The following is a 13,067-nucleotide window of genomic DNA, read 5'->3' on the forward strand; positions in this document are numbered from 1 at the left end:
ATTGACCTTAGTGCTGGGTCGACGGCACAGGCAGCGTGCCATCCAGGTCCAGATCACGATCGGGGGCGTCTTCCGAGCGCTGGCCGCGGCGTGCCGCCAGCGTGCGCAGCAGCACGTAGAACACCGGCGTGAGGAACAGGCCGAACAGCGTCACACCCAACATCCCCGCGAACACGGACCACGCCCATGATGAAAGCGATCGACGTCATCAGGATCGGGCGCAGACGCAGGCGGCAAGCCTCGATGGCGGCTTCCACGATGGTGCGTCCTTGCAGCTCCAGCTCGCGCGCAAACTCCACGATCAGGATGGCGTTCTTGCACGCCAGCCCCACCAGCACCACCAGACCGATCTGCGTGAAGATGTTGTTGTCTCCATGCGAGACCCACACGCCCAGCATGGCGGCAAACAGGCTCATCGGCACGATCAGGATCACGGCCAGCGGCAGCGTCAGGCTTTCGTACTGCGCGGCGAGCACCAGGAACACCAGCAGCACGCAGATCGGGAAGATCCACACGGCCGAGTTGCCGGCCAGGATCTGCTGATACGTCAGATCCGTCCACTCGAAGCGCACGCCCTTGGGCAGCGTTTCATGCGCGATGCGTTCCACGGCCGCCTGCGCCTGGCCCGACGAGAAGCCCGGGGCCGGGCCACCGTTGATATCGGCAGCGGTGTAGCCGTTGTAGCGCACGACCATGTCTGGCCCGAAGCCTTGCGACACGCGCAGCAGCGAAGACAGCGGCACCATCTCGCCCGCGGTGTTGCGCGTCTTCAATTGCAGGATGTCTTCTGCATGCGCGCGGAACGGCGCGTCTGCCTGCACCTTCACCTGATACGTGCGGCCGAAGCGGTTGAAGTCGTTCACGTACAGCGAGCCCAAATACACCTGCATGGTGTCGAACACATCCGTCACCGGCACGCCAAGCTGCTTGGCCTTCACGCGGTCAAGGTCTGCATTCAACTGCGGCACGTTGATCTGGTAACTCGAGAACGACGGGCCCAGCTCAGGCGTCTTGCGTGCCTTCGCCATGAAGGCCTGCGTGGCGGCAAAGAGCTGTTCGTAGCCGACCGAGCCGCGGTCTTCCAGTTGCAGCTTGAAGCCACCCACCGTGCCGAGGCCTTGCACCGGCGGCGGCGGGAACACAGCGATGAACGCGTCCTTGATCGCACCGTACTGCTGGTTCAGTTGCCCCGCGATGGCACCGCCCGACAGGTTGGGGGTCTTGCGCTCGTCAAACGGCTTGAGTGTGACGAACACGATGCCCGCGCTCGGGCTGTTGGTGAAGCCGTTGATCGACAGGCCCGGGAACGCCACGGCGCTTTCCACGCCGGGGTGCTTGAGGGCGATGTCCGACATGCGGCGGATGACGTCTTCCGTGCGGTCCAGCGAGGCACCGTCCGGCAACTGCGCGAAGCTCACCAGGTACTGCTTGTCCTGCATCGGCACGAAGCCGCCCGGCACCTTGTTGAACAGCAGCGCGGTCGCTCCGATCAACGCCAGGTAGATGCCCAGCATCACGGCCTTGCGGCCGATCACGCGCGACGTGCTGCGGCCATACGATTCCGACGCCGCACCAAACACGCGGTTGAACGGACGGAAGATCCAGCCCAGGCCCTTGTCCATTGCACGCGCCAGCCAATCCTTCGGCGCGTCGTGGCTCTTGAGCAGCAGGGCGGCCAGCGCGGGCGACAGCGTGAGCGAGTTGAAGGCCGAGATGACGGTCGAGATCGAGATCGTCAGCGCGAACTGCTTGTAGAACTGACCGGTCAGGCCCGTCATGAAGGCCAGCGGCACGAACACGGCAATCAGCGTCAGGGCAATGGCGATGATCGGGCCGCTCACTTCGCGCATGGCCTTGTACGTGGCCTCGCGTGGCGATAACCCTTCGGCGATGTTCCGCTCGACGTTTTCCACCACCACGATGGCATCGTCCACCACGATCCCGATCGCCAGCACCAGCCCGAACAATGACAGCGCGTTGATCGAGAAGCCGAACATCAGCATCAGGCCAAACGTACCGATGATCGACACCGGCACCGCCAGCAGCGGAATGATCGACGCACGCCACGTCTGCAGGAACAGGATCACCACGAGCACCACAAGCGCCACCGCTTCCAGCAGCGTGTGCGTGACGGCTTCGATGCTCGAGCGGACGAACTGCGTCGGGTCATAGACGATGCGGTAGTCGACGCCTTCGGGAAAGTCTTCCTTCAGCTCGGCCATCGTCTTGCGCACGTCATCCGAAATCTGCAGCGCGTTGGAACCCGGCGCCTGGAAGATCGGAATGGCCACCGCCTGCTTGTTGTCCAGCAGCGAACGCAGGCCGTATTCCGACGCAGCCAGCTCGATGCGGGCCACGTCACGCAGGTAGGTGACGGCGCCGTTGGGCGAACTCTTGAGGATGATGTCGCCGAACTCCTGCTCGGTCTTCAAGCGGCCCTGTGCGTTGACGGACAGTTGCAGGTCCGTACCCGGCACCGACGGCGAACCGCCGATCACACCGGCTGCCACCTGCACGTTCTGGTCGCGGATGGCCTTGACCACTTCGTTGGCCGTCAGGCCGCGCTCGGCCACCTTGTTCGGGTCGAGCCACACGCGCATCGAGTAGTCACCCGAGCCGAACAGCTGCACCTGGCCCACGCCGCTGATCCGTGCAAGGCGGTCCTTGACGTTCAGCACGGCGTAGTTGCGCAGGTACGTCATGTCGTAGCGGTCGTTGGGCGACAGCAAGTGCACCACCATCGTCAGGTCGGGGCTGCTCTTGACGGTGGTCACGCCCAGGCGCTGCACCACGTCGGGCAGACGCGGCAGCGCCTGCGACACGCGGTTCTGCACGAGCTGCTGTGCCTTGTCCGGGTCGGTGCCCAGCTTGAAGGTGACCGTCGTGGTCAGGTTGCCGTCGCTGTTGGCTTGCGACTGCATGTAGAGCATGTTCTCGACGCCGTTGATCTGCTCTTCGAGCGGCGAGGCGACGGTCTCGGCAATCACCTTCGGGTTGGCGCCCGGGAACTGCGCGCGCACCACCACCGAAGGCGGCACGACCTCGGGATACTCCGAGATCGGCAATCGCCAGATCGAGATGATCCCGATCAGCAGGATCAGCGTGGAAAGCACGCCCGCAAAGATCGGGCGGTCCACGAAAAATTTAGAGAAGTTCATGGCTGTGAGCGATGAGGTTCAGTCGCAAATCAAGCGCGGTCGGCCGGCAGGCGTTGCGCGGTAGCGGCGGTCTTGGCGTTGGCGGCCTTGGCCTCGGCCTTGGCAGCAGGTGCAGTCGTTGTGTCGGCTTTGGCTTCGGCCGGTGCTGCGGGCGCTTCGGGTTGTGCACCGGGCAGCACCACGCGCTTGGTGACCAGGCTATCCATGGTCACCGTGTTGGGTGCCACGGCGTCGCCGGGGCGCACGCGCTGGATGCCATTGACGACGATCCGTTCACCCGCCTTCAGGCCCGACTTCACCACGCGCAGGCCGTCAATGGAGGCGCCCAGCACCACCGGCCGATAGCTCGTCTTGTTGGCCGCATCCACCACCAGGACGAACTTCTTGTCCTGGTCCGTACCGATGGCCTTGTCGGTGATGAGGATGGCGTCGTGCGGTGCGCCGGTGCTCATGCGCACGCGGGCGTAGAGGCCCGGCGTGAGGCGGCCGTCGGCGTTGTCCAGCGTGGCCCGCACGCGGATCGTGCCCGAGCGCACATCGAGCCGGTTGTCGACGGACTGGATGGCGCCTTCGCGCGTGTAGCCGTCTTCATTGGCCAGCCCGATGTAGACCGGCGTCTTGGCGCCCTGGGCGGCCTTGGCGGAGTAGCGCAGGTAGCTTTGTTCATCCGCATCGAACGCCACGTACATCGGCGAGACCGACACCAGCGTCGTCAATACCGGCGCAGCACCCCCCGCCGAGACGACGTTGCCGACGGTGATTTCTGCGCGCGACACGCGGCCCGCGACCGGCGCCACGATGTGCGTGTACTCCAGGTTCAGCCTGGCGGCTTCCAGCGCGGCGGCGGCGCCTTGCAGGTTGGCTTGGGCCTCGCGGGCGGCGTTTTCCTTCTCTTCGAACTCGCGCCGCGCGATGGCGTTGTCGGCCACCAGCTTCTGCGCGCGGTCCAGCTCCGACGTGGTGTAGGCCACGCGCGATTTGGCGGCGGTCAGTGCGGCTTGCGTGCGGGCCACTTCCGCCGCGTAGGGGCGCGGGTCGATGGTGAACAGCGCGTCGCCCTTCTTGACGATGCTGCCGTCCTTGAAGTGGACGGCGGTGACGGTGCCGCTCACCAGTGGGCGGACTTCTACGCGTTGAACGGCTTCGATTCGGCCGGAAAATTCATCCCATTCGGAAACGTTCTTGGCCAGCACCGGCGCCACATCCACCGGCGTGGCGGCGGGGGCGGCTGCCGGCTGTTGCGATGCGCCGGCGCTGGAGACCAGACCGTAGGTGCCCACAGCTGCAACGCCGAGCACGGCGGCAACCGAAATGGCGAGTGTGCGTTTGGACAGGCTCATGATGACTCTCTCGATTTTGTTGGGTAAGCAAAGAGAAAAAGACTGGGTAAAAGCGCTTTGGCCGCAGCGTAGAAATACGCGGGCGGCCTTGCACTCCGTTTCTTGTTGTCTGGGTTCAGCCAGGCGTCTCCCCGGTCGGGTCAATGGAAGTGCGGTCCTTCCGATCCGCACGTGGACGGCGTTTGCGTGGTGCCGCCGTCTGGCGCGTCATGCCAAGGTGCCAGCGCAGGAAGCACGTCATCTCGTCTTGCGCCACGGCGCTCATGGCGATCGAGTCATGGCAGGCCTCGTTCACGCGCACGACCTGCGTGACCACGCCAGCTTCAATAAGGCACGCGGCATAGCGTTCTGCTTCGGTGCGCAGCAGGTCTTGCGGCGCAGTGAGCAGCAGGGCGGGGGGCAGGCCCTGCAGGCGGCGCGATTCCACCGGCGCGGCGTAGGGATGCACGCGCTCGGTCGGGCGGGGCAGGTACTGGCGATAGCAATCGGCACAGACTTCAGCCGAGTTGTCTGCGTTGGCCAGGTGGTCGGGGCGCACGCGAGCCATGGTCGGATCGAGCATCGGCGCGATCAGGACCTGCGCACGGAGGTTTGGGCCGCCACGGTCGCGCGCAATCATCGTCAGCGCGGCCGACAGGTTGCCGCCGGCGTCGTGCCCGGCCACTGCGATGCGGCGGCGGTCGATACCCCATGCGTCGGCATGGTCGGCCATGCAGCACAGTGCGGCGTACACGTCTTCCGGTGCGGCGGGGAAGGGCGCGGCGGGCGCCAGCGAATAGCCGACCGTGACCACCACGGCGGGCAATGTGGCGGCCAGGTAGCGTCCCGGCGCATCGGCATCATCAATGGAGCCGCGCACGAAACCGCCACCATGCAGGTACAGCACGCCAGGGCGGCGCAGCGGTGCGGCGGCATCGTCGGCGTGCATTTCTGGGCGGAACACACGCAGGCGGATACGGCCCGCGTAGCCCTGCGTCCAATAGTCTTCGGCCGTGACCTCGCGCGGCAACGGCGCCGCGCCGGCCGTTTCCTTGCACGCAGAAGCTTGCTTAGGCAGCGTCGATGCTGCGCCGCGCAATTTGTTATTCAGTGCAACATTTGTGGGAGCGGGCGTTGCGTACGGTTGTGCTGGGCGAACAGCGGCCGATGCCGCATCGCTGGGCAGCGAGCGATCCGAAACAACGAGGCGCGGTGGAGAAGAACCCATGATGTCAGGCAGGGCTTACCTTTGCGGATAACCCGGATATCGATGGGCTGAATGATGGTGATTAGACGAACGCGGATAAATGCCTATAATCAGACATCACTATTAGTTGCAGCCGAACAATCAGAATTTACGGTTGTGCTACAAAGTGTCCATGCTCAAGGCCGATCTTGTTGCACTGCGAAAACCCGTAGTCGCAGCTTTCCTGATCGCGCCTCTTGCTCAGAACGCGTGCGTGTTCTCGAACATGAGCAGACCCCTTGATTCCACAAGTCCGGCGCATTGGCCGTTTTGATTCGGGCAGTGCGCCCGCCCCGTGGAGTCCGTCCCTAAGGAGCCGCAGATGGATCGCTTGCAGGCCATGCAGGTTTTCACGCGCGTCGTGGAAGCCAGCAGTTTCACCAAGGCTGCCGACAGCCTTCAGTTACCCCGCGCCACGGTGACGAACCTGGTGCAAAGCCTTGAGGCACACCTTGGCGTGCGCCTGCTGCACCGGACCACACGCCGTGTGAATGTCACCGCCGATGGCGCTGCGTATTACGAGCGCTGCGTACGCTTGCTCGGCGATCTTGAAGAGACCGAGGCTGCGTTCTCGCAAAGCTCGTCGGGCGCACGCGGCACCTTGCGCATCGACGTGCCTGCGTCGATTGGCAAACGGTTGCTTGTGCCGCGCATTCGCGATTTTCACGAGGCGTACCCCGATCTTCAGTTGGAGATCGGCATGAGCGATCGCACCGTCGACCTCGTGCAGGAGGGCGTGGATTGCGCCGTGCGCGGTGGCGAGTTGCAGGACTCCAGCCTTGTCGCGCGCCGCATCGGCCAGCTGTCGATGGTCAATTGCGCGTCGCCCGAATATCTGGCCCGCTGCGGTACGCCCAAGACGTTGGAAGACCTGCAGGACCACACGGCGGTGAATTACTTCTCTGCGCGCAACGGCCGCCGCATGGATTGGGATTTCGTAATCGACGGGCAGAAGCAGATTCACAAGGTGCGCAGCATGGTGTCCGTCAACGATGCCGAATCGGCGGTGGCGTGTGGCCTGCATGGCCTGGGGCTGCTACAGACTTCACGCTTCCTGGTGTATGAGCACCTGATGTCGGGCGCGCTGGTGGAAGTGCTGCCGGATCATATTTCCGAAGCGGTGCCCGTATCGGTGGTGTATCCGCACAACCGGCATCTGTCGCCCAAGGTGCGGGTGTTTGTGGACTGGGTTGCGACGCTGTTTGCCGACCACCCGTGCCTGCAGCTCAAGGAAAATCCGCGACTGCACATTGTTAGCGCCGCCTGAACAGTTATTTCTGCAAAGTCGCATTTATTAGACGGGAGCAACGATCTATTCTGCCCTCCGAGCGCAACAACGAGCGCAAACGAACAAGGATCAGATCATGAACTCCCGCCTCTTCTCCGCCTTCTCCCGCCGCGCTGTCCTGGCCATGGTGGCCACCGTGTCGGCTTCCGCCACGCTGCTGTCGCAGCCCGCAACGGCGTCCATCCAGCCCAACTTTGACGCTCCGGCCGCAACGCAGGCTGGTCGCTTTGATCCGTACACGCAAGGCACTGACCGCCAGGCCGACACGTATGGCTACCTGTCGTGGAACGGAGATGCGAGCTATCCGAACGGCGGCGCTGCATCGCGCGCATAAACCGCGCATCGACTGAATTTTTTTCCTCCCTGTTTGCGGCGTGGCTTGAGCGGTCACGCCGCATTTTTATTATTCAGGCGCCCGGCAAAACCCTTGCGGCGCGACCGTGCCAAGGCACCCATGTTGGGTTGGGAGTATCGTGGCAGGCATGCAAACCGTCGTCCTCACGTTCGATTCCAATCTGACGCCGCTTCTTCCGCAGGCGTTGCGCGGGCATCCCGTTGCACGCGCGTGGGCAGACGGCGCCACGCTCAAGCACGCTATCGAGGCACTTGGCGTGCCGCATACGGAAGTAGGGCAAGTCCTGGTGGACGGCCGGCCCATGGCGCTGGAGGCCATGTTGCCCGCCCGGGGCTACATTGCCGTTTCAGCGGTGGAGCCCCTGTTGCCCACCGCGCCGCTGCACTTTCTGTGCGACGCCCACCTGGGCGCAACGGCGCGCTTGCTGCGCATGGCCGGCTTCGATACCGCCTACGACAACAACTACGCCGACGCGGCCATCGAAGCTCTCGCGAACGGAGAAGACTGGATCGTGCTCTCGCGTGATCGTGAACTCCTCAAGCGACGGGGCATCCGTCGTGGCGCGTTCATCCGTGCGCGTGAGCCGCAAGCGCAGATGCGCGAAATCGTCATGCGCCTCCGGCTGGCCGATGTGGCCAGGCCGTTCTCTCGCTGTCTCGAATGCAATGTGCCGTTGCGGATGCTGCGCCCGGAAGAGGCTTCCGCCAGCGTGCCGCCCCGCGTGCGTGAGCGCCAGCGGCTCTTTAGCACCTGTGATGTCTGCCGCCGCGTCTATTGGCCCGGTTCGCACTGGGCGCGCATGAATGCCGTGTTGGCCGACATGCTTTCGCCCGAGGCCGACGCATCCACAGACACAGCAGAAGCTGCCGAGCGTATGCCGCGCACCGGCAGCGCGGGCGCCTGACTATCGCGACGGCGCGCCGCGCAGGTCTGTCACGAACCGCTCGCGCCAGATGGTGAGGTTGGCCGACCGCAGCCGATCCATCATGTGGGCATAGCGCGCCTTGCGTTCTTCGAGCGGCATCGTCAACGCGCGGTTCAGTGCCTCGGCCATGCCGCGCGTGTCATACGGGTTGACGATCAGTGCGGCATCCAACTCGCGCGCCGCGCCGGCAAAGCGCGACAGCACGAGCACGCCCGGGTTTTCCGGGTCTTGTGCGGCCACGTATTCCTTGGCGACGAGGTTCATGCCGTCACGCAGAGGCGTGACATAACCGATCTGCGAGCTGCGGAAAAGCGCCATCAGCACGCGCCGTTCGTACTGCTTGTTGATGTAGCGGATGGGCGTCCAGTCCAGTTCCGAATGCTTGCCGTTGATGCGGCCCGATTCAGCCTCCAGCCGCTGCCGGATCTGCTGATAGCTCTGCACGTCCTGGCGCGACGTGGGCGCAATCTGGATGAAGGTCACGTGCCGGCGATGGTCCGGAAAATCGTCCAGCAATTGCTCGAACGCGCGGAAGCGCTCGGGCAGGCCTTTGGAATAGTCGAGCCGATCGACGCTCATGATGAGTTTCGTGGGCGGCTGGCCTTGGCCTTGCCCCTGCGGCGCAATGCGCTCGCCGCGCGCGCCCGCATGCCGCATGAACGGATTGCGCCGTGCCAGCGACGCCTTGGCTTGCTGCGCGATCTCGTCCGGATGCACGCCGATCGGGTAGACCTCCGCGCGCAGCGTGTGGCCATAGGCGTGTACCGGGCCGTTCTGCTCTTTCTGCTCGATGTAGCCGCGCGCCTCGCGCTCGATGTAGTCGTAGAAGGCCACGCGGTCGGTCTCTGTCTGGAAACCGACCAGGTCGTACGCACACAGCGCGCGCATGAGGTCTTCATGCGGCGGAATCGTCGTCAGGATTTCCGGCGACGGAAACGGAATATGCAGGAAGAACCCGATGCGGTTGGTCAGCCCCAGCGCGCGGCACTCTGCGGCAAACGGGATCAGGTGATAGTCGTGCACCCAAAGGATGTCGTCGGGTTGCACCAGCGCCTTGAGCTGATGCGCAAACTGCGCATTGACGCGCCGGTAACCGTGGTACTCCTGGCGCTCGTAGCGCGACAGATCCACGCGGTAATGGAAGATTGGCCACAGCGTCGCGTTGGCAAAACCGCGGTAGTACTGGTCGTAGTCCTTGCGGTTCAGGCCGACGGTGGCATAGGTGATATTGCCCTTGGTGACGATGGTCGGCTCGTGTGAAACAGTGGCTGCGCTTTCGCCGCTCCAGCCAAACCAGATGCCGCCGGTTTCGCGCAGCGCATCGAACACACCCACGGCCAGGCCGCCGGCCGTTCCCTGGCCTTCGGCAACGGGCGCAACGCGGTTGGAAACCACAATGAGTCGGCTCATGCGGCACCTCGCTTGGACGGGGCCGTGAGCGTTGCCAGCCAGGCCCGCAATGCCGCCGCGTCTTGCACGCGCCAACGCGCCTGGCTTGGGCCCGTCCCCACCTTGATCGACCAGCCCTCCAGCGCATTGACGGCATCGAAGGCGCTTTCATCGGTCAGGTCGTCGCCGGCAAACAGCGCCGTGCGGCCCATGAAGGGCGGTTCGGTCATCAGCGTGTGCACTACGTCGCCCTTGCTGGCGCCGCGCGGCTTGAGTTCGGCGACCATCTTGCCGGCCTGCAGGCGCACGTGGTCGGCATAGCGGCGCGCGAGGCGGTCCGCTACCGTCAGTACGGCGTTCTCGGCTTCAGGCGCGTGGCGGTAGTGCAGGGCAAACGCAATTCCCTTGCTTTCCAGCACCACGCCCGAAAACTGCGTCGACAACTGCGTGAGTTCTGCGCGCAACTCGCGCTCCAGTTGCGCGAGTGCATCTGCGTCAGCGTTCAGGCGGACGAAGCCGCCGTCTGCATAGCGGCGTTCGGCGCCGTGCACACCGGCGATGACGAGGCCGGGCAGAGACAGGCGCGACTCCACGTCATGCACCGTGCGCCCGCTAATGATCGCCAACGCGCCCCCGCTGGCGGCATGCAGCGCGGCCAGCGTTTCGCGCAGCGGCGCAGAAACATGCACCGCTTCGGGTTGCGGCGCGATATCGACGAGGGTGCCGTCAAAGTCGAGCAGGAAGGCCGTTCGGCCCAGGTCGAGCGAGGGCAGGGGCGCCGCGTTGGCAGAAGACTGGGGAGAGACGTTCTTGGACAAACCGGTTCTTGTGAATGTGCGTGATGCGCCTGTTCACGCAAGAACCGGGCCGGCCACGCCAGCCGTTGTCATTTCGGCATTCGCAACGGGCGGGAGAGGGTGGCGAGATTGTAAAAATGGGCACGTGATGCAAAACCTTCACATCCCGCGTGCCCAAGACGTCACAGCGATGCAGCCAGACGCGTTCCCTGGTCGATCGCGCGTTTGGCGTCCAGTTCGAGCGCCTCGTCTGCACCACCGATGACGTGCACCTTTGCTCCGCCCGCCTGCAGCGGCGCAACGAGTTCGCGCAATGGCTCTTGCCCGGCGCACAGCACGACGGAATCGACCGGCAGCCATTCGGCGGCCTCGCGTTTTTCGCCGTAGCTCACGAGCAGGCCTTCGTCGCCGATGCGCTCGTAGTTCACGCCGCCCACCATGCGCACGCCCAGGTTCTTCAGGCTGGTCCGATGAATCCAGCCCGTGGTCTTGCCGAGACCGCCGCCGAGTTTGCCGGCACGCCGCTGCAGCAGGACGATGTCGCGCGCGGGTGTTTGGGGTTCAGGGCGGATGCCATCCACACCGCCACGCACTTCGGTCGGATCTCCCACGCCCCATTCGGCGCGCCACGTTTGCAGATCGAGCGTGGGCGAGTGGCCGTCCAGCGCGAGGAATTCCGCCACGTCAAAGCCGATGCCACCCGCTCCGACAATCGCCACGCGCTTGCCCACCGGTTTGCGATGGCGCAGCACATCGATGTACGACAGCACGCTCGGATGATCCTGCCCCGGGATCTTCGGATTGCGCGGCGACACGCCCGTCGCGATGATGATCTCGTCGTACTTGGCCGCAAGAAGCTGCTGCGCATCCACGCGTGTACCGAGGCGCAGCGTCACGCCCGTCGTGGCGACGCGACGGGTGAAGTAACGCAGCATCTCATGAAACTCTTCTTTACCCGGGATCGTCTTGGCCATGTTCAACTGGCCGCCGAGTTCCGGTGCCGCGTCGAACAGGTCCACGGCGTGCCCACGCTCGGCCAGTGTGATCGCCGCGGATAGCCCCGCAGGCCCGGCGCCCACCACTGCAAAGCGACGCTTGGCGGGCGTCGGTCGAATGACGAGTTCCGTCTCATGGCACGCGCGCGGGTTGACGAGGCAGCTCGCAATCTTGGCCTTGAACGCGTGGTCCAGGCAGGCCTGGTTGCAGGCGATGCAGGTGTTGATGTCCTGCGCGCGGTTCGTGGCGGCCTTGCGTACGAAGTCGGCATCGGCCAGCAGCGGCCGGGCCATCGAAACCATGTCGGCGCACCCGTCGGCCAGCACGGCCTCCGCCACCTCGGGCGTGTTGATGCGGTTGGACGTCACCAGCGGAATGCCGACCTCGCCCTTCATCTTCTTCGTGACCCACGCAAACGCCGCACGCGGCACGCTCGTCGCAATGGTCGGGATGCGCGCCTCGTGCCAGCCGATGCCCGTGTTGATGATGGTGGCACCCGCGCGCTCCACGGCCTTGCCAAGCTGCACGACTTCTTCCCACGAGCTGCCGTCGGGAATCAGGTCGATCATCGACAGGCGATAGATGATGATGAAATCCTTGCCGACCGCCTCGCGCGTGCGCTGGACGATTTCCACGGGCAGGCGCATGCGGTTGGCATAGCTGCCGCCCCAGTCGTCCGTGCGCTTGTTGGTGTGGGTGACGAGGAACTGGTTGATGAAGTAGCCCTCGGAACCCATGATCTCGACGCCGTCGTAGCCGGCTTCGCGGGCCAACTGGGCGCAATGCACGAAGGCGCGAATCTGCCGCTCGATACCGCGCACCGACAACTCGCGCGGCGTGAACGGGCTGATGGGTGAGCGCAGCGCCGTGGGCGCGACCGCAAACGGGTGATAGCCATAGCGGCCGGTGTGCAGGATCTGCAGGGCGATCTTGCCGCCTTCTTCATGCACGGCGTTGGTGACCGCGCGGTGGCGGCGGGCCGCACCATGCGTGGCCAGGCGCCCGGCAAAGGGCTTGGTCCAACCGGCAATATTGGGCGCGAATCCGCCCGTGACCATCAGCCCGACATCGCCGCGTGCGCGCTCGGCAAAGTAGGCGGCGAGCCGGTCGAAGTGGTTGCCATCTTCCAGCCCGGTATGCATCGACCCCATCAGCACGCGGTTCTTGAGCGTGGTGAAGCCAAGGTCGAGCGGGCTCAGTAGGTGGGGGTACGGCGAGGAGGGCGTGGAGGCTGGCATGTCCGGCGCAGGGAGAGGCGCTGCGATGATGTGGAAACGCGCCGGACGGTAGCACCCAAGCGCCCGTTGGAACAACAGGGCGGGGTTCTAGATGTGTGGACTGCGCGTCAGGATTTTTCCGACTTTTTCGCGTCGTCTTCAGCTGGCTTGCCGAGCAGCGCTTTCAGCAGCTTGTTCTGGGGAATCGCCTTGCCGGTGCCCTGGCCGGGCTTGCCGGTGCGCTGGCTGTTGCGCTTGAGGTTGTTGGCGATTTTCAGGCCCTTGAGTTTTTCGAGGTCGGTTTTCTTCACGATGGGGTCCGCAATGGGATACATGAGCTGCGTGTTACGCTCGGCAGGATACGCGAATTGCCACAC

Annotated in this window: 9 protein-coding genes and 1 pseudogene; 3 read left to right on the forward strand and 7 right to left on the reverse strand. The window is 64.7% G+C overall.

Annotated elements, in window-relative coordinates; all coding sequences use genetic code 11:
* Window positions 1-7: 7 nt before the first annotated feature.
* From BEK68_RS14085 to BEK68_RS14095, 3 genes and pseudogenes are all read right to left on the reverse strand, one after another.
* Window positions 8-3,158, reverse strand: a pseudogene (locus BEK68_RS14085) (efflux RND transporter permease subunit).
* A 29-nt stretch (window positions 3,159-3,187) separates the two neighbouring features.
* Window positions 3,188-4,498: an efflux RND transporter periplasmic adaptor subunit gene (locus BEK68_RS14090; RefSeq protein ID WP_012430278.1), complete on the reverse strand. Its 1,311-nt coding sequence runs from the start codon at window positions 4,496-4,498 to the stop codon at window positions 3,188-3,190.
* Window positions 4,499-4,613: 115 nt separating this feature from the next.
* Window positions 4,614-5,705, reverse strand: a complete 1,092-nt coding sequence (locus tag BEK68_RS14095; RefSeq protein ID WP_012430279.1) for an alpha/beta hydrolase — start codon at window positions 5,703-5,705, stop codon at window positions 4,614-4,616.
* A gap of 340 nt (window positions 5,706-6,045) precedes the next feature.
* Between BEK68_RS14095 and BEK68_RS14100 the strand changes: the two genes are divergently transcribed.
* The 3 genes from BEK68_RS14100 to BEK68_RS14110 all read left to right on the forward strand — a co-directional run bounded on the left by BEK68_RS14100 (window position 6,046) and on the right by BEK68_RS14110 (window position 8,270).
* Window positions 6,046-6,990 (forward strand): LysR family transcriptional regulator, encoded by a 945-nt coding sequence (locus tag BEK68_RS14100; protein ID WP_004627418.1) that lies wholly within the window; start codon window positions 6,046-6,048, stop codon window positions 6,988-6,990.
* Window positions 6,991-7,087: 97 nt separating this feature from the next.
* Window positions 7,088-7,345, forward strand: coding sequence for a hypothetical protein (locus tag BEK68_RS14105; protein ID WP_012430280.1), 258 nt, complete (start codon window positions 7,088-7,090; stop codon window positions 7,343-7,345).
* A gap of 148 nt (window positions 7,346-7,493) precedes the next feature.
* Window positions 7,494-8,270 carry a Mut7-C RNAse domain-containing protein gene (locus BEK68_RS14110; protein ID WP_012430281.1) on the forward strand — a complete coding sequence of 259 codons (777 nt, stop codon included), beginning with the start codon at window positions 7,494-7,496 and terminating at the stop codon, window positions 8,268-8,270.
* Here the strand turns inward: BEK68_RS14110 and otsA are convergent, their stop codons facing one another.
* From otsA to BEK68_RS14130, 4 genes are all read right to left on the reverse strand, one after another.
* Complete coding sequence (gene otsA / locus BEK68_RS14115; RefSeq protein WP_012430282.1) at window positions 8,271-9,701, reverse strand: alpha,alpha-trehalose-phosphate synthase (UDP-forming); 1,431 nt, start codon at window positions 9,699-9,701, stop codon at window positions 8,271-8,273. It abuts the gene before it with no gap.
* Window positions 9,698-10,498: a trehalose-phosphatase gene (gene otsB / locus BEK68_RS14120; protein WP_012430283.1), complete on the reverse strand. Its 801-nt coding sequence runs from the start codon at window positions 10,496-10,498 to the stop codon at window positions 9,698-9,700. Before otsB ends, otsA begins: the two co-directional genes overlap by 4 nt.
* A 161-nt stretch (window positions 10,499-10,659) precedes the next feature.
* Entirely contained in the window at window positions 10,660-12,711 is a 2,052-nt protein-coding gene (locus BEK68_RS14125) for an NADPH-dependent 2,4-dienoyl-CoA reductase (RefSeq protein ID WP_004627405.1), read from the reverse strand.
* A 107-nt stretch (window positions 12,712-12,818) separates the two neighbouring features.
* The gene (locus BEK68_RS14130; RefSeq protein ID WP_012430284.1) at window positions 12,819-13,025 is read right to left on the reverse strand and encodes a hypothetical protein; all 207 of its coding nucleotides are present in this window, start codon (window positions 13,023-13,025) and stop codon (window positions 12,819-12,821) included.
* Window positions 13,026-13,067: the final 42 nt, after the last annotated feature.

This window comes from Ralstonia pickettii (assembly GCF_001699815.1).
Classification (GTDB): domain Bacteria; phylum Pseudomonadota; class Gammaproteobacteria; order Burkholderiales; family Burkholderiaceae; genus Ralstonia; species Ralstonia thomasii.

Bases quoted from the DNA above. Each gene is read 5' to 3' on its own strand.
- BEK68_RS14130 (WP_012430284.1), bottom strand. From the start codon at position 13,025: ATGTATCCCATTGCGGACCCCATCGTGAAGAAAACCGACCTCGAAAAA.
- BEK68_RS14100 (WP_004627418.1), top strand. From the start codon at position 6,046: ATGGATCGCTTGCAGGCCATGCAGGTTTTCACGCGCGTCGTGGAAGCC.
- BEK68_RS14110 (WP_012430281.1), top strand. From the start codon at position 7,494: ATGCAAACCGTCGTCCTCACGTTCGATTCCAATCTGACGCCGCTTCTT.
- BEK68_RS14090 (WP_012430278.1), bottom strand. From the start codon at position 4,498: ATGAGCCTGTCCAAACGCACACTCGCCATTTCGGTTGCCGCCGTGCTC.
- BEK68_RS14095 (WP_012430279.1), bottom strand. From the start codon at position 5,705: ATGGGTTCTTCTCCACCGCGCCTCGTTGTTTCGGATCGCTCGCTGCCC.
- BEK68_RS14125 (WP_004627405.1), bottom strand. From the start codon at position 12,711: ATGCCAGCCTCCACGCCCTCCTCGCCGTACCCCCACCTACTGAGCCCG.
- otsA (WP_012430282.1), bottom strand. From the start codon at position 9,701: ATGAGCCGACTCATTGTGGTTTCCAACCGCGTTGCGCCCGTTGCCGAA.
- BEK68_RS14105 (WP_012430280.1), top strand. From the start codon at position 7,088: ATGAACTCCCGCCTCTTCTCCGCCTTCTCCCGCCGCGCTGTCCTGGCC.